At 42.7% G+C, this 16,522-nt stretch carries 14 protein-coding genes; 8 read left to right on the plus strand and 6 right to left on the minus strand.

Annotated features, from left to right (window positions below; translation table 11 throughout):
- Window positions 1-38 precede the first annotated feature (38 nt).
- The 5 genes from QZY09_RS03680 to QZY09_RS03700 all read left to right on the plus strand — a co-directional run bounded on the left by QZY09_RS03680 (window position 39) and on the right by QZY09_RS03700 (window position 5,807).
- The gene (locus tag QZY09_RS03680; RefSeq protein ID WP_295668191.1) at window positions 39-1,835 is read left to right on the plus strand and encodes an alpha-L-arabinofuranosidase; all 1,797 of its coding nucleotides are present in this window, start codon (window positions 39-41) and stop codon (window positions 1,833-1,835) included.
- A 70-nt stretch (window positions 1,836-1,905) separates the two neighbouring features.
- Window positions 1,906-3,129 carry a glycoside hydrolase family 27 protein gene (locus tag QZY09_RS03685; RefSeq protein WP_295668193.1) on the plus strand — a complete coding sequence of 408 codons (1,224 nt, stop codon included), beginning with the start codon at window positions 1,906-1,908 and terminating at the stop codon, window positions 3,127-3,129.
- 48 nt (window positions 3,130-3,177) lie between these two features.
- Window positions 3,178-4,290: a glycoside hydrolase family 26 protein gene (locus QZY09_RS03690; RefSeq protein ID WP_295668195.1), complete on the plus strand. Its 1,113-nt coding sequence runs from the start codon at window positions 3,178-3,180 to the stop codon at window positions 4,288-4,290.
- A gap of 382 nt (window positions 4,291-4,672) precedes the next feature.
- Window positions 4,673-5,002 carry a YnfA family protein gene (locus tag QZY09_RS03695; RefSeq protein WP_295668197.1) on the plus strand — a complete coding sequence of 110 codons (330 nt, stop codon included), beginning with the start codon at window positions 4,673-4,675 and terminating at the stop codon, window positions 5,000-5,002.
- Window positions 5,003-5,141: 139 nt separating this feature from the next.
- Complete coding sequence (locus QZY09_RS03700) at window positions 5,142-5,807, plus strand: carbonic anhydrase (RefSeq protein ID WP_295668199.1); 666 nt, start codon at window positions 5,142-5,144, stop codon at window positions 5,805-5,807.
- 68 nt (window positions 5,808-5,875) lie between these two features.
- On the opposite strand, the gene pruA is transcribed toward QZY09_RS03700, so the two are convergent.
- Together pruA and QZY09_RS03710 are read right to left on the minus strand one after the other, a co-directional pair.
- On the minus strand, window positions 5,876-7,513 hold the full coding sequence (gene pruA, locus QZY09_RS03705; protein ID WP_295668202.1) for an L-glutamate gamma-semialdehyde dehydrogenase: 1,638 nt from the start codon (window positions 7,511-7,513) through the stop codon (window positions 5,876-5,878).
- Window positions 7,514-7,685: 172 nt separating this feature from the next.
- Window positions 7,686-8,318 carry a hypothetical protein gene (locus tag QZY09_RS03710; RefSeq protein ID WP_295668205.1) on the minus strand — a complete coding sequence of 211 codons (633 nt, stop codon included), beginning with the start codon at window positions 8,316-8,318 and terminating at the stop codon, window positions 7,686-7,688.
- Window positions 8,319-8,963: 645 nt separating this feature from the next.
- On the opposite strand from QZY09_RS03710, the gene QZY09_RS03715 reads away from it, so the two are divergent.
- Window positions 8,964-9,509 (plus strand): hypothetical protein, encoded by a 546-nt coding sequence (locus tag QZY09_RS03715; RefSeq protein WP_295668208.1) that lies wholly within the window; start codon window positions 8,964-8,966, stop codon window positions 9,507-9,509.
- A 58-nt stretch (window positions 9,510-9,567) separates the two neighbouring features.
- Here QZY09_RS03715 and QZY09_RS03720 read toward each other — a convergent pair whose 3' ends face one another.
- Window positions 9,568-9,990 (minus strand): hypothetical protein, encoded by a 423-nt coding sequence (locus tag QZY09_RS03720; RefSeq protein ID WP_295668211.1) that lies wholly within the window; start codon window positions 9,988-9,990, stop codon window positions 9,568-9,570.
- 128 nt (window positions 9,991-10,118) lie between these two features.
- Window positions 10,119-10,835: a hypothetical protein gene (locus QZY09_RS03725; protein WP_295668214.1), complete on the minus strand. Its 717-nt coding sequence runs from the start codon at window positions 10,833-10,835 to the stop codon at window positions 10,119-10,121.
- 264 nt (window positions 10,836-11,099) lie between these two features.
- Here QZY09_RS03725 and QZY09_RS03730 point away from each other — a divergent pair, with 264 nt between their 5' ends.
- Together QZY09_RS03730 and QZY09_RS03735 are read left to right on the plus strand one after the other, a co-directional pair.
- Window positions 11,100-12,329, plus strand: a complete 1,230-nt coding sequence (locus tag QZY09_RS03730; protein WP_295668217.1) for an NADP-dependent isocitrate dehydrogenase — start codon at window positions 11,100-11,102, stop codon at window positions 12,327-12,329.
- A 150-nt stretch (window positions 12,330-12,479) separates the two neighbouring features.
- Complete coding sequence (locus tag QZY09_RS03735) at window positions 12,480-13,460, plus strand: type I phosphomannose isomerase catalytic subunit (RefSeq protein WP_295668219.1); 981 nt, start codon at window positions 12,480-12,482, stop codon at window positions 13,458-13,460.
- A 103-nt stretch (window positions 13,461-13,563) separates the two neighbouring features.
- Here the strand turns inward: QZY09_RS03735 and QZY09_RS03740 are convergent, their stop codons facing one another.
- Both QZY09_RS03740 and QZY09_RS03745 read right to left on the minus strand, forming a co-directional pair.
- Window positions 13,564-15,045, minus strand: a complete 1,482-nt coding sequence (locus QZY09_RS03740; RefSeq protein WP_295668221.1) for an ATP-binding protein — start codon at window positions 15,043-15,045, stop codon at window positions 13,564-13,566.
- Between the two features lie 571 nt (window positions 15,046-15,616).
- Window positions 15,617-16,522 (minus strand): PDZ domain-containing protein (locus QZY09_RS03745; RefSeq protein WP_295668223.1); only part of this gene is annotated, 906 nt, incomplete at its 5' end.

Consider the following 16,522-nt stretch of genomic DNA (forward strand, 5'->3'; position numbering starts at 1 on the left):
CCTAACAATCCTACGAATCATAGTCAAAAATGGAAAAAATGAAAAAAACAGCACTAATTGTATTAACTGCCATAGTGGTAGCACAATCATGTAAGAAGGATCCGAATAATTCCGGCGGAGGAACGACAACGACATCTACGACTCCGGGAACCGGCGTTGGTACGGGTCCGGGCGGCAGTATTTTAGCCGGGACAGATCCATCGGTTGCTGCTACACAGGGCTTCTTTTTGGATAACTGGCAGGGAAAAACCTTTACTGCTCCCACATCACAAAATGTTTCAAAGCCATCGGCCGGGTCAATCAACGTAACTGTCGACCTGAGCCAGATCACCACAAAAACTTCGAAATTGCTATTTGGCAATAATTCCAACCCTTTTATGGGCCAGGTTGTTGACCCTTCCTCGTTCAGCAATTCAATTTTGCTTAACAATATAACCGCACTTGCGCCCAATATTATAAGAGCACCCGGTGGCAGTCTTTCAGATGTTTACTTTTTTAATGGCGATGGCATTGGGAACGTTCAGGCACCTGCTGATGCGCCTTCCACGCTGCTTGATTTGAATGGCAATTCGTCAACCGCAGGCTATTGGTTTGGTAATAACACCCAAAATTGGACATTTAGCCTGGATAACTATTATAAATTGTTGCAGCAAAGCAACAGCACCGGCCTGATCACCGTAAATTATGGTTATGCCCGTTATGGAACAGGTCCAACGCCTGTTCAAACCGCGGCACATTTAGCTGCCAGTTGGGTTAGGTATGATAAGGGACGTACTACTTATTGGGAAGTAGGTAACGAGAATTACGGAAACTGGGAAGCGGGATACCGGATCGACCCTTCAAAAAATCAGGATGGTCAACCAGCAATCATCACCGGAACTGTTTACGGAACACATTTTAAGGTTTTTGCCGACTCGATGCGTGCAGCTGCCATCCAGGCTGGCAACAACAATATAAAAATAGGCATCGTGCTAACCACAACCAACGATGCAAATAACAACGCCGGCGTTACCAATTGGAACCGTGATGTTTTGGCAGCCGCCGGTAATGCCGCAGATTTTTTTGTGGTGCACAATTATTACACGCCCTATGGCCAGAATTCAAACCCTACGGTGATATTGAGTTCACCTGCACCTGCCACAAGTGCGATGATGAGCTGGGTAAAAACGTCGGCCCAAAATGCCGGTGTAACTCAAAAGCCTGTGGCGATGGATGAATGGAACCTGCAGGCGGTGGGTTCCAGCCAGATGGTTTCGAACATCGCAGGTTTGCACGCGGTAATGGTTTTAGGTGAAGCCTTGAAAAACCAGGTAAGTATGGCAAGCCGGTGGGATTTGGCCAACGGGTACAGCAATGGCGATGATATGGGCATGTTTAACAATTCATCAGGTGGCGGCGCCGAACCGGGAGCACCTGCATGGAACCCGCGCCCAGCGTTTTATTATATGTATTTTTTCCAAAAATATTTTGGCGACCGGGTGGTAGGTTCAACTGTAAGCGGGAGCAGCGATATTGTTAGTTACGGGTCGTCATTTTCCTCAGGGGAGGCAGGGGTTGTTTTAGTAAACCAGGGAAATTTTGATCATGTAGTAAATATTGCCTTTAATAACTATGCTATCGGTACCAAATACTATTATTATACGCTTAATGGCGGTACGGATAATGTGCCTTTTTCGCATAGTGTTTTCGTAAACGGAGTTGGCGCCGCAAGCGGCAAAACCGGTGGCCCGGCTTCGTATGCAACAGTGCCGGCCATCTCGCAAACGGTTTCAGGCGGTATCATCGTTATGGTTCCGGCTTACGGCGCAGTTTATTTAGTGGCTGATAAAAAGTAAAACACAGCAGTATATCGTTAAATTTGGTTTTGTAAACCAAAAAAACTTAGGCTGCTTTAATACCAATAAAATGAAGGTAAACCCTGTAAAAAAAATCCTGCTGGCATCGTTGCTTTGCCTGGCCTGCTGCGGACAATTGTTCGCGCAAAAATTTGAGGAACTGGCCCAAACGCCCCCGATGGGCTGGAACAGCTGGAACACATTTCAAACGAATATTGACCTGCCCCTGTTAAAAGGAATGGTAGATACCTTCGTGTCTTCGGGAATGAAGGACGCGGGCTACACCTATTTTGTTTTGGATGATGGCTGGATGGCTATGCAGCGGGATATGGATGGCAATTTAGTAGCCGACCCCAAAAAGTTCCCCAATGGGATGAAGGAATTTGCAGATTATGTGCATTCAAAAGGCCTGAAGTTCGGCATTTATAATTGCGCCGGAACATTGACCTGCGCAGGTTATCCCGGTACCCGGGGTTATGAATATCAGGATGCCCGCTTATATGCCTCATGGGGCGTGGATTATTTAAAGTTCGACTGGTGCAATACTGACGGGATCAATGCGATTGAAGCGTACAAAACCATGAGCAAAGCCATCCGCGCGGCAGGCAGACCAATGATCTTCAGTTTATGCGAGTGGGGGCAGCACAAACCCTGGCGCTGGGCCAAAGATGTGGGCCAGTTGTGGCGGTCGACCGGCGATATTGGTGTCGGCTTTGAAAAAAATATCAGCAAAGGCGACTGGACAGCGTTAAGTGTGCTATCGATACTTGACCAGCAGGATAGCATCCGCCAATATGCAGGTCCCGGTCACTGGAACGATCCCGACATGCTGGAAGTGGGCAACGGGATGAAGTATAATGAGGATAAGGCCCATTTTTCGCTATGGTGCATGCTGGCAGCGCCGCTGATGGCAGGTAACGATCTGCGTAAAATGTCAGATCAAACCAGGTCTATTTTAACCAATAAAGAGCTGATCGCACTTGACCAGGATCCATTGGGTGTTGAAGCCTTTAGGTTTTATGCTTTTGACGGCATTGAAATATGGGTAAAGCCATTGGCCAATAACGAACTGGGTGTTTGCTTTTTAAATCGCTCCGGCAAGCCGCAAAAGGTAAGTTATGACTGGAAAGACCACGTGATCAACGATGCGCTATCCAATACCAGTATTGATTTCAACCAAACAACTTACAAATTGCGCGACCTTTGGGCGAAAAAGGATCTAGGCACTACGGCAAAGCCTTTTAGCCAGGTAATTCCTGCGGATGATGTGGTGGTTATGAGGTTAACCAAATAGGCTTTTTTGGCCCTATGTTTGTTATTTTAATTTTATATCGAATAATTAATGAAGAAAATACAAATCTTATGCTGCATCATCTTGTTTAATTCGTGCGCAAAGGGACAATTATTTGGACCAAGCGACCGGCGGGCAACTGCCGAAACGCGGGAATTGTATTACAGTATGCAGCGCATAGCCGATGGAGGTATTTTGTTTGGGCACCATGACGATACCGGCTACGGTGTTAACTGGAAGTACGAGAAGGATAGTTCCGACGTAAAAAGCATTACAGGATCATACCCTGCAATTTATGAATGGGACCTTTCAAAAATTGAGCACGACAGTATCAATGATATCAATGGCTTTCCGTTTGCCGTGCAAAAGCAAAGGGTGAAAGAAGCTTATGAACGCGGCGGCATCAATACCTATTGCTGGCACATGGATAACCCAACCAACGGCAAAACTGCCTGGGACACCAGCAGGCGTACCGTTGCTGATCTGATTCCGGGTGGCGCTTTCCACGATGCTTATGTGCAATACCTGGATAAAGCGGCGAGTTACCTTGCAGATCTGAAAGGAAATAATGGCGAGCAGATCCCGATGCTGTTCAGGCCGTTTCATGAACTTACGGGAAACTGGTTCTGGTGGTGTAAAAATACCTGTACCCCCGATGAGTTTAAAACCTTGTGGCGCTTTACCATTGATTATATGCGCAATACCAAAAAGCTGCACAATTTACTCATCGTTTATTCGGTTTCGGATTTCAACTCGGAAGCCGATTTTATGGAGCGATATCCCGGCGATGGATATGTTGATTTTGTGGGCTTCGATAATTATTGCTTTGCCAATACTGCAGTTTATGCAAAGAACCTGGATAAACGACTGGCGCTGCTGGATGTGATAGCCGCCAAACATCGTAAATTATCCTGCCTTGCCGAAACCGGTTATTTAAATATCCCTCAAACAGATTGGTGGACGAATGTTTTGCTGCCTGTTATCTCCAAATACAAAACATCCTATGTACTGATCTGGCGCAATGCCGGTACGGAGCAATATTATGCCCCTTACCCCGGACAGAAAAGCGCCGAGGATTTTAAAAAGTTTTCGGAGGATCGTCATTTGATCTTTCAGAACCGTTTAACTCCGTTGTCGGTTTACGGGGAGCAATCAGGGAAGTGATGGGATGTTTGAAGGTTGTAATGTTGGAAAGTTGAACGGTGTTGCGGCCAGCCGGAATGGGCAGGGAAATCGCTTTAAATACGCAAAACACGAGGTAATCTGTGCTGAGGAGAAATTCACAAGCTATTCATGCCCCGTTAGGGACTACCTGTTTGTAGAAAAAGAAATCTAAACAAAATATTACCCCGTCAGGGGTTACCCATTCGCAAAGGGTAGCCCCTGACGGGGCAATTGCCTGGCGGGTAACGAATGCTACAAACAGGTAGTCCCTAACGGGACATTCGCTTTTTAAACGCGATTTCCCTGCGGCAATGACCTGGTTTAAAATCGATTTAAATTTATATGTATCTTAAAGCCGCCTAACAAGTGGCTTGTTGTTGGAATGAATATTGTAAAATCGTTAGGGTTATTTGTGCTGGCCGGCTTGTGCGAGATTGGCGGCGGTTATTTGGTTTGGCTTTGGTTAAAATCGGACAAACCATTGTGGTATGCGATTTTGGGAGGCTTGATATTAGTCCTTTACGGCGTTGTCGCCACGCTGCAAACCAGCAACTTTGGGCGGGTGTACGCTACTTACGGCGGCATCTTTATTGTAATGGCGTTGCTGTGGGCCTGGAAAGTGGATGGCTTTAAACCGGATAAATGGGATTTGATAGGGGCCGGAATAGCCCTGATTGGTGTTTGTATGATTATGTATATGCCGAGAAAATAGGAATTCTATTTGCGTGACAAACAACAAACAACAAAAACATTACAACCTTTCAACTTTCCAACATTACAACGTTCTACCCCTCCAACCTTCCAACATAAATTGTATTTTTACAGCCGAACAAACTACCCTGTAAAAGAAAATGTGCGCAAAAATTGACGATGACCTGAATGAACTTGACCCTTTGTACCAAAGTTTGCTGGAGGGGAACAAGCAATTTATTAAAGATTCATTAAAAATAGATTCAGAATATTTCACCAAGCTGGCGAAGGGACAGGCGCCGCCGGTATTATGGATCGGTTGTGCTGATAGCCGCGTGCCGGCTAACCAGATAACCAATACCGCCCCGGGAGAAATATTTGTACACCGCAACATCGCTAACATGGTGATCCACTCGGATATGAATATGCTTTCTGTGCTGGATTATGCCGTAAATGTTTTAAAGGTAAAGCATGTGATCGTAACCGGCCATTATGGCTGTGGCGGGGTTATTGCTGCCATGGGTAACCAGCAATTCGGGTTGATAGACAACTGGCTCAGGCACATCAAAGACGTTTACCGCCTTCATGCCGCCAAACTCGATGCCATCGCAGATATGGATGAACGCTGCGACCGTCTGGTAGAATATAACGTGATTGAAAATGTGCGGAATCTCTGCAAAACCTCTATCGTGCAAAATGCCTGGAAGATCGGCCAGCCCGTAGGCGTGCACGGTTGGGTATATAGCCTTAAAACCGGCGTCATTACTGATATGAAGGTAAGCGCTTACGACAATGCCAATATGGATAATGTGTTTAAGTTTAAGTAGTTCATAGTTGATGGTTCACGGCAATTTTTGCAGCTGCCATGAACCATGAACTATCAACCATGAACCAACTATACTTCTTTCCCCAAAAAAGGATACCTGTAATCTTTTGGCGGATCAAATGTCTCTTTTATCGTACGTGGCGATACCCAGCGTAAAAGGTTGATCATGGAGCCGGCTTTGTCATTAGTGCCTGACCCCCTGGCGCCGCCAAAAGGTTGCTGGCCCACTACGGCACCGGTTGGTTTGTCGTTAATATAAAAGTTTCCGGCTGCGTTGCGTAATTTGTAGGTTGCTTCGGCTATTGCGTATCGGTCCTGCGATATAATGGCACCTGTTAAGGCGTAGATAGATGTTTTGTCGACAATATCCAGCACCTTGCTAAAGTCCTTATCTTCATAAACATAAATGGTAAGCACCGGGCCGAATAATTCCTCGCACATGGTCACATAGTACGGATCGTTCACTTTTATCACAGTTGGTTCAATAAACCAGCCCTGGCTTTTATCATAACTGCCGCCGGCAACAACTTCTACTTCTTTATCTGCTTTGGCAGCATCAATATATTTGGCGAGTTTATCAAAGGAAACTTCGGAGATCACCGCATTGATGAAATTACCAAAATCCTCAACCGGACCCATTTTAAAGGAGGCGATGTCACGCTGGATATTCTCTTTCACTGCCGGCCACAAGGAAGCGGGGATATAGGCCCTTGAAGCGGCAGAACATTTCTGTCCCTGGTATTCAAATGCACCGCGAACCAATGCTGTACTTACCACGTCAGCATCGGCGCTCGGGTGCGCTAAAACAAAGTCTTTACCACCTGTTTCGCCCACAATCCGCGGGTAAGTTTTGTATTTATGGATATTGGTGCCGATAGTTTGCCAGATATTCTGAAAAACTTTGGTTGAACCGGTGAAATGGATACCCGCAAAATCAGGATGGTTAAAGATCACCTCGCCTGCAACCGGGCCGTCAACATAAATTAAATTGATCACGCCATCAGGTAAACCAGCTTCTTTAAATACCTGCATAATCACATTAGCGGCGTAGATCTGGGTGTAGGCAGGTTTCCAAACCACCACATTGCCCATCATGGCAGCAGATGCCGGCAGGTTGCCTGCAATGGCAGTAAAGTTAAAAGGGGTTAAGGCAAATATAAAGCCTTCCAAAGGGCGTTGTTCCACCCGGTTCCAAACACCTTTGCCGGATACGGGGGGCTGTTGTTTATAGATTTCGGACATGTACTCCACGTTAAAACGCAGAAAATCGATCAGCTCACACGCGGAATCGATTTCAGCCTGGTAGGCATTTTTTGACTGTCCCAGCATGGTGGCCGCATTTATCGTAGCACGGTAAGTACCTGAAAGCAGTTCGGCAGCTTTTAAAAATATAGCCGCGCGCTGTTCCCAGGGCAGGTTTTCCCAATCGGCTTTGGCGGCCAGGGCTGCGTCAATTGCTGACTTTACATGGCTGGCGTCACCTTCGTGAAAAGTAGCTAATAAATGTTTGTGGTCATGCGGCGGGCGGATTTCCAGCTTTTTGCCGGTCCGTATTTCCTTACCGCCGATATACATGGGTATATCTGTTTGTTGGGCGCGGGCCTCATCCAAAGCAGCTTTAAGCGCTGCCCTCTCCACACTGCGCGGGCCGTAATTCAATACAGGCTCGTTCTGCGGTGCAGGAACGTTAAAAAATCCTTTAAGCATAAATTGTCAGTTACTACCGGCAAAGATAGTGCTTAATGTGGAGATTTTAAATGTAGGGATATGCAGATTACGCGGGATTGACAGAAGGAGATGGTGAACAGGTTTTGGGTATTTTAATCTGTCAATCGATAACGAAGTATTTATACAGGAAAAGTACAGCGGAGTATGCATGTTATTCCAAATTTATTTCATCTTCAATATTATTTTTATATTCATTTCTTAATGTTATCCTACTTAATAATGGGTTGAAAAGTGGGGCAGGGTATTTTGTAAGCGCAATAAGAAGATACTTACCCAAAACTTGATGCCGAAAATCATTTTTCGTTTTGATTGTTTTATCGAATAAACTTAAAGTTTGTTGAGAAGGATATTTAGCGAGGGTCTGATATAAGTTTCTCCATTTTGGATAACTATAATATTTTCGCCCCCAATCATTTTTAAAAATCTTAACCAGGTAAGGGTAAAACGAACTATCGGGAAATACTTTTGCTGCATCGATCCCGTAATCTTCTGTTTCATTTCTATCAAACAGGGTGCTGATTAAATTAATGTCGGTTTTGATATTATACTTAGCTATAGCTACTATCGCAATTGGATAGTTCTCTTCTATGGCAATTTTTTTTAGTTGTTTATAATATTGTTGTTCAGGTTTTAAGTTTTGTATGAACTTGTATTTCGCCCTTAACTTTATGTTTTTATTGTTAAATAGAATACTGTCAATGGTGTTTTTTTGAATAGGGTTGGCTGGAAAACTGTTTAGAAAATAGTCGCCCACCATTGTTGTTACACCGACGCAGTTGTCCAAAGTATGAATGTAAGTAGTATCGTTTAAATGTTTTAAAACTATTGGAAATGTTAATTGAAAATCCCGGAACAGTAAAGCTTTAAAAGCATAGCATCGCACAACAGCATTTTCATGTGATGTAAGAGATTGCAATTCGTCAATGGCAGATTGGACTATATAATTTTTTGAACCTATCCCACTGCTCTGAATCTGAACCAGAATAACCGATTATTGGACCATCTAATACATTGTAATCGGCGATTTCTTTTACTAAAGCATGTATTTCGGGGCGAATGTTTTGGCTATATGCGTTAGCGATCAATAATGGGGATATAAGTGTCCAAATAGAAAGTGTTATGTTCCTGAAAAATTGCATTATACGTAACTTGATAGAACTGTGAGTAGATTAATAGGGTGCTTGCTTTGTAATACTATAAGCGAACTTGATGGGTAATTATTGTATTAAAAGTATTATATTTCTAACCAGATGTTTTTAGATGTGAATATTTTCAACTTCTTGTAAAAAATGCGGTCCAATATATTTACTTGATGATTGATTTGTAAATACAAAGGTTACCGTGGTTGAAAAAGCTTCTTATAAGCTGGATTTTTGATATACATTAGTTCAGATTTTAACTTAAATTACACCGACTTAACCCAAAAACCATGAAGCTGCTAACCCTAACAGCGTTGATCTTTCTATCTCTTGATTCTTACGGGCAAAAAGACAGTGCTGCTAAGGATATCCGTTTTAAAATAGTTGAATACATTAATGGAAATCTTTATAGAAAAAGGATTGAGGCTATTGATACTGTTGGTTTAATGGGAAAAACAATAGATTTATATTTCTACAGGAAACACTTTTATATACCCTATTACCTCCCTGATCAATTTGTTGATCGTCGGTATAAAAATGAAACGATAATTAAGTCGGATAGCAATGCCTCTGCTGTTATAAAAAAAATAATATCATTTACTTATGACAGCCTATCAAGGATAGTCAGCTATAGCAATTCGGGATGTATAATTTGCAATTATCTTCCGTATAGTTATCATTTTAGTTATAACCAGGCCGGAAAAATTAAACGAATTACGAGCATAATTAACACGAAAGAAAAATTTAAAATATACTACGATAAAAAAGGGAACATACAACGGCTTGATTACTTGATGTTTGACAAACTGGACACACAAATTATCAGGATAAATTAGAACCATGCTCCTTCCCGAGGGAACTGTCTTTTATAAATAAGCCTGATAATTCTTATATCTACACCCTGTCATTCTTCGGATATCCTTCCTCATCCAAATCATCGCGGTCATCTTCTGGCGTATGGCCGAGTACCCTGTCAGTAACGTCTACGTCAACAATTTCGCCCTCGTCAATATGCATTCCCAATTTATCAACGTCTGTTTCTAACGATTCCTTGGGGATATATTCTTCACCGGCATCATAAGGATTAGCTTCATCATAGGTGGAGTTCATATCCTCGCCGTTTTTGGCGGCAGTATTGTAAGTTTCCAGGTGCTGGTAATCGGGGTTGTCGCTTTTTACATCGTACTCATAGCTGTTTTCCTCCGCATCAAAGGCGAGGTCTTCGCTGTCAATGGTTTCGCCCAGGTCATCTTTTAGTGTCCTGTCCCGGTCTTCGCTTTCGTCGTTAAATCCGGGATAAAAGGTATCTTTATTCATAATAACAGGTTTAATAAGCTTAGCTAAATTTACGCTAAAGAGGAAGCAGAACGAACGGTTATTTTCAATCTATAATGATTAAAAATAATCCACCGGATCACTTCTTAGAGCCTATCTTTCAGAACCTGTTAATAAGGAATTTGTTTTCTGTACGAAACAATATCGCCGCCGAAGGCAAACTTTACACCAATGATAAACTGGCTGTAAATGTCAAAATGATTACCGGAGGTGAGGCCGTCGAGGTTATCGCTTAAAACTATATTATACTCATAGCCCAGGTCGATTTTAAAGGCAGGCTGTTCGTATTTATTATATACTTTAAATTCGTACCCAAGGCGGAACGGAATGAAGGGCCCCTGGCTGTTCATTACACCCGGCGTATATAAGCCGGCGACAGGTTTGATAGAATACCTGTTGATGCTGGTAATATGGCTTACTACAAAGCCAAGCCCTGCCGAAATATAAAGGTTTTTAATGGCGTTGTTGAAAGGGCTACGTGAATAATCCACAATTTCTCCCATTTGCAACTGGCCTCTCAACATCAGCGCAGTTAAGTCAGCAGTAAATTGCCGGCCCGATGAGGTTGCCAGCGAATCACCCCCGGCAAGCCGGCCCATTTGCGCCTCAAATACAATGTTCACGTAAGGGGTTGGGTCATACGTTAAGTTCAAATGAAAGGAAGGGGTGGTAGTTTGTGTTTGTGCATCGCCATACACCTGGTTAAAACCGGCAGCAAAGCCTATTTCGTAATGCGAAAAATCAAATCCTATTTGTGCCCGTGATATTAACGCGCTGCAGCAAATCAATAGTGTTAAAATGGTTGACCTGAGTATGTTTTTTATCATAATAAGTTGGCGATGGCTAAAGATATTTACTTTAACTTATTTTATGCTGATATATTTTACCGCTTGTACGGATATTTATCCTATATCGTTTGGCTAAGTTAATAAAGTTAATGAATTTGAAAAACTACATCGAATGGATGAGGCAATTTCTTGCATCGCGGTTTTAAAGGGTGTGCCAATAATTTTAAACTTAAACAATCATACAACTCATTAACTTAATTAAGCAATTCATATATTTGGCGCACAAAATAAAAGTATCCAAAAATGTCAAAAATTAAAGTAGAAAATCCGGTAGTTGAACTGGATGGCGATGAAATGACCCGAATCATCTGGAAATTCATCAAAGACAAATTGATATTCCCGTATCTCGACCTTGATATTAAATATTACGACCTTGGTATTGAGTATCGCGATGAAACTAACGACCAGGTAACCATTGATGCCGCCAACGCTATTTTAAAATACGGCGTAGGCATTAAATGCGCCACCATTACCCCTGATGAAGCGCGCGTAACTGAATTTGGTTTGAAGCAAATGTGGAAATCGCCAAATGGCACTATCCGTAATATTTTGGATGGTACGGTTTTTCGTGAGCCTATTGTAATGGCTAACGTACCGCGTTTGGTGCCCAACTGGACCGCGCCGATCTGTATTGGACGTCACGCATTTGGCGACCAGTACCGCGCGACAGATTTTGTGACCAAAGGAAAAGGTAAATTAACCATCACTTACACCCCTGAAGACGGCAGCGCCGAGCAATCTTTTGAAGTGTATAACTTTAAGGGTGATGGTGTCGCCATGGCGATGTACAACACCGACGAATCTATCAAAGGTTTTGCCCGTGCTTGTTTTAACCAGGCTTTACTAAAAAAATGGCCTTTATATCTGTCTACAAAAAATACCATTCTTAAAAAATACGATGGCCGTTTTAAAGACATTTTCGAAGAAATTTATCAGAATGAATTTAAAATTGAGTTTGAAGCCAACCAGTTAACTTACGAACACCGTTTGATTGACGACATGGTAGCTTCTGAATTAAAATGGCATGGCAACTTTGTTTGGGCCTGTAAAAATTACGATGGCGACGTGCAATCAGATACTGTTGCACAGGGTTTTGGTTCATTAGGTTTAATGACATCAGTTTTAGTTACCCCTGATGGATCTGTGATGGAAGCTGAGGCTGCACACGGTACGGTAACCCGCCACTACCGCGATCACCAGGCTGGTAAACCAACTTCAACCAACCCAATTGCTTCTATTTTTGCATGGACCCGCGGCCTGGAATTCCGTGGCTTGCTTGACAATAACCAGGAACTGATCAATTTCTGTAAAGCATTGGAAGAGGTGTGTATCGAAACCGTTGAAAGCGGTAAGATGACCAAGGATTTAGCCATTACCATCAAACCAAAAGTTGAACACGGTACCGATTACTTATATACCGAAGAATTTTTGGCAGCTATTGACGAGAATTTGAAAGTGAAGCTGGGAAAGTAATTTCAAGAGCGAAATAATTAAAGGCCTCCTAAAATAGGGGGCTTTTTTAATGACCATATTTTAAAAACTTTCTCCAAAATCAAATCAAAATAAGCCAAAGTCTTCCGGTTATTATTTTTACTGATAACTTAGCCGCATAAATTGAAAATCATGTCATCATTATATCCATTAAAATTCAAAACCATTTTTAAAGACAAGATCTGGGGCGGTCAAAAAATAAAAACTTACCTGAACAAAGATTTTGGAACACTGCCCAATTGCGGCGAGACCTGGGAGATTTCGGGCGTTAAGTCGGATGTATCCGTTGTCGCCAATGGCGCACTTGAGGGACAATCCCTTGCGGACTTGCTGGAGCAATATAAAGATGAATTGGTGGGCAAAAAGGTTTACGATCATTTTGGCAATATTTTCCCCTTGCTGATCAAATTTATTGATGCCAACGAGGATTTATCCATCCAGGTGCATCCTGACGATGAGTTGGGTAAGAAACGCCATAATTCTTTCGGTAAAACTGAAATGTGGTATGTGATAGAGGCTGATCCGGGTTCCACTTTAATCGCAGGCTTTAATAAAGCGCTTAACCAGCAGGAATACCTGGATAAGTTTAACAGCGGCCACTTAACTGATATTTTAAACAAGGAAGATGTGAAAGCGGGAGATGTGTTCTTTTTGCCTGCCGGCAGGGTGCATACCATAGGCAAAGGCCTGCTGATCGCCGAGATCCAGCAAACATCGGATATCACCTACCGGATCTACGATTTTGATCGTTTAGACGACAAAGGCAATAAACGGGAACTGCATGTTGAAGAAGCGCTTGCGGCAATTGATTATAAGCATTACCCGGAATATAAAACCACCTATCATCCCGAAGAGAACAAAACCATAAAACTGGTGAGCTGCCCGTACTTTACCACCAATATAATGGACTTTACGGAAAGTACTGAAAAGGATTACTCGGGGCTGGATTCATTTGTGATCTATGTTTGTGTGGAGGGTGAATTCGTAGTAAAAAGTAAGGGATCGGATTACCCAGTAACAATGGGTGATTGCATCCTGCTCCCAAAAAGTATCGATAAAGTACAACTGGAAACAACTTCAGGATTTAAGATACTGGAAAGCTATATAGAGTAGTTTGTTGAAAGGTTGTAATGTTGAAAGGTTGTAATGTTTTTACATCTTTCTTATGGACTTTTCCGACCCTGCCTGCCGGCAGGCAGGTTTCCTGACTTTCGGACTAAACTAATTTTATCGTAAACTTAGTGCCTACATTAACGGTACTATCGAGTTTGATAGTGCCACCGAGCGATTCGATCTGGTTGCGGGTAATAAACAGCCCGATACCTTTTGCATCAGAATTTTGATGGAAAGTTTTGTACATGCCGAACACCTTGTCGCCATAGCGGGCCATGTCTATGCCAATACCGTTGTCTTCAAATATCATGTAAATATGCGGTCCATCTTTCACCGTGCGGCAGCTGATGATCGCTTGCCTGTCAGGATGGCGGTATTTTAATGAGTTGGTAAGCAAATTCTGTATGATACTTTCCAGATACGCCGGGATGTAATTGATCACCGGGCATTTTGTAAAATCATACTCAATTTTAGCGCCCGCGCTTTCAATATTACTTTGCAGGGTTGCTGTTACGTTTTTAAATACTTCTTCAAATTCAAGCGTCGTTCTATCCTTATCAATTTCGGTTTGTATTTTAACAATTTCGTTCAGGTGATCGATCGTAGTGATTAAGCTGCTGCTGATTGATTTGATATGGGCAAACACTTCGGTACGGTCATCTTCCGATTCGCTTTCCTCAAATAAATTCACCATAAACTGCAAGTTCCCGGTATTTGAACGCAGGTTATGTGATACGATATAAGCGAAATTTTGCAGCCGTTTGTTCTGGTCGTTCAATAAGTTGATGGATGATTGTAAAGCCAGTCCCTTCTTTTTAATGTTATCAATATCCTGGAAAATGCCCCTTATTTTTATGCATTTGCCAAAGTCGTCAATAATAGGCATGCCTTTGGCCCTTACCCAAATCACATTGTTCTTGGCCGTGCGTAACAGCAATTCCATATCATAAGGTTTGCAAAACTTAACGGCGTTATCAATGGCTTCATTTAACAGGGGGCGGTATTGAGGCTCAAAAAAACTGATTGCTTCTTCAATGCTTAATTTTACCTGGTCATTAAGTTGATAAATATCAAAGGCTTCTTTCGAGAGGGATAGGTTCATGCCCACAACATCAATTTCAAAACCGCTAACCTTGGCTATAGTGCCTGTTTCGTTAAAAAAGAAATCATTTTGTGCTGCGTGTAAACTTAAAAGCTTTGCCTGGTTAATATTGATGAGCGAGCCGGTAAATTTGGGGCCATGGCCATTTTCCCATCGTTGGGTAGTACTCTCGAACCATTGGTACCCGGATGATTTGGTTAAAAGCCGGATCTGTACGGTATTGCTGTTTTCGGGATTACGGGTGTTAATGGCTTTCAGGAAAATTGGTTTATCATGATGATAAATCAGGTTCTCCAGAAAGCAGTTGTAAGAACATTCAATCTCGCCCGGCTTATAGCCAAGGATGGTATAAAACCCCAGCGACCATTTAACATCTTTTGTAGTGATGTCAAATTCCCATATACCCGCATTAATATGATCAATTATCTGAGCAAGATGGGATGCATCGTCCGAATAAAAATTGTTCCCTTCCTCAGTAGTCATATTAATAGTAGATTCATGTTGGTTTAACCAATGTTACAGTTTGATATAGAAAATTCTATGCCAAACCAAAAAACAGCTGGACACCAAGCCTCCCTAATACGTAATCGGTTGAAAATGGTTGGCAAAAATGTTTAAAATTCGGGGGCATTAATAAGTTTTTGACAGTAAAACCGCATATTTCAATTATAAGTTGTAATTGTTTTAGTTGTAGATATATGGCCATTTGATAACACTAAAGGTGTTTTAAGACTGAAATGAGCCAACGTCCATCACTTAAAAAATCATCCGGCCCATTTTCAATATCCCGGTTTTTAACGGTACAACCCCGGCGAAAAACTAATCGCTAAGTTTTATGAGCGAGTTTAATTGAGTGCGGGTGTACCCGTTTATTAGTTTAAATAACAATTTATACTTCCACAAATCGTGGACGGGAATACCCAATGCCCAATATGCAATCAGGCGCTTTTTGATGGATCGGCGCGGGGAGTATAAGGTAAGGGGCAACCGTCAACAGCAACAAAAAAGGGCCCGGAAAAAAACCGGACCCTTAACTATTTATTCACAGAAAATGTTATTGTATCTGGATGGTGCTTCTGAGCTTGCTGCCATCGGGGTAATAACCCGAAATGGTTAAAACGCCATGGTCCAGGTGACCCAGCGCATGGTCCATATCATCAATGCTGGCGATAGGCTGCTTGTTGATCTGTGTGATCACTGATCCCACCGGAACTTCGGTATAATCAAACAAACCACCGTCCCTCACCTGGGTAACTACTACACCCGCATTCACATGGAACTTGGCTTTCATTTCAGCATTAACCGGAACAAAGCTTGCGCCAATGCGGTTGAATAATTCTTCAGCCGATTTTGTTACCGCTACTTTTTCAGGTGCAGGGTTATTCGCTTTCAGGGTAACGGTAAAGTTTTTCTCATCATTGCCACGTAACACGGTCAAGTGAATTTTATCACCCGGTTCCAAACGGCCTACCCGTTCCTGCAAGTCAGATGATTCATACACCTTCGCGCCGTCAATCTTAGTGATGATATCCCCGTCTTTGATACCGGCTTGTTCAGCTCCGCCACCTGCCACTACGGCGTTTACGTATAAACCCGCAGTTTTATCGGTATGCAGCGCAGCAGCAGCATCTTCATCAAGTTCCCTGAAACTGATGCCCACATAACCGCGTTTTACAGCGCCGAATTTTTGGATATCATTCAATACCTTTTTTGCAAGGTTAATTGGTATGGCAAACCCATAGCCTTCATATGAACCGGTATGAGAGGCAATCGCCGAATTGATACCGATCAGTTCGCCATTGGTGTTTACCAGGGCGCCACCGCTGTTACCAGGGTTAATAGCTGCGTCTGTTTGAATAAACGACTCTATCGCCTGGTTTAATTTTGGTGTCTGCTGGTATTGGGTACGGCCGAAAGGGCTTTCCTGTTGCTGATTTTCTTCCTGCCCGATAATTCCGAT

Origin of the sequence: uncultured Mucilaginibacter sp., assembly GCF_903913935.1 — a bacterium.
In the GTDB taxonomy this organism is placed as follows: domain Bacteria; phylum Bacteroidota; class Bacteroidia; order Sphingobacteriales; family Sphingobacteriaceae; genus Mucilaginibacter.

Bases quoted from the DNA above. Each gene is read 5' to 3' on its own strand.
- QZY09_RS03690 (WP_295668195.1), top strand. From the start codon at position 3,178: ATGAAGAAAATACAAATCTTATGCTGCATCATCTTGTTTAATTCGTGC.
- QZY09_RS03715 (WP_295668208.1), top strand. From the start codon at position 8,964: ATGAAGCTGCTAACCCTAACAGCGTTGATCTTTCTATCTCTTGATTCT.
- QZY09_RS03740 (WP_295668221.1), bottom strand. From the start codon at position 15,045: ATGACTACTGAGGAAGGGAACAATTTTTATTCGGACGATGCATCCCAT.
- QZY09_RS03725 (WP_295668214.1), bottom strand. From the start codon at position 10,835: ATGATAAAAAACATACTCAGGTCAACCATTTTAACACTATTGATTTGC.
- pruA (WP_295668202.1), bottom strand. From the start codon at position 7,513: ATGCTTAAAGGATTTTTTAACGTTCCTGCACCGCAGAACGAGCCTGTA.
- QZY09_RS03700 (WP_295668199.1), top strand. From the start codon at position 5,142: ATGTGCGCAAAAATTGACGATGACCTGAATGAACTTGACCCTTTGTAC.
- QZY09_RS03685 (WP_295668193.1), top strand. From the start codon at position 1,906: ATGAAGGTAAACCCTGTAAAAAAAATCCTGCTGGCATCGTTGCTTTGC.
- QZY09_RS03680 (WP_295668191.1), top strand. From the start codon at position 39: ATGAAAAAAACAGCACTAATTGTATTAACTGCCATAGTGGTAGCACAA.
- QZY09_RS03695 (WP_295668197.1), top strand. From the start codon at position 4,673: ATGAATATTGTAAAATCGTTAGGGTTATTTGTGCTGGCCGGCTTGTGC.
- QZY09_RS03730 (WP_295668217.1), top strand. From the start codon at position 11,100: ATGTCAAAAATTAAAGTAGAAAATCCGGTAGTTGAACTGGATGGCGAT.
- QZY09_RS03735 (WP_295668219.1), top strand. From the start codon at position 12,480: ATGTCATCATTATATCCATTAAAATTCAAAACCATTTTTAAAGACAAG.
- QZY09_RS03720 (WP_295668211.1), bottom strand. From the start codon at position 9,990: ATGAATAAAGATACCTTTTATCCCGGATTTAACGACGAAAGCGAAGAC.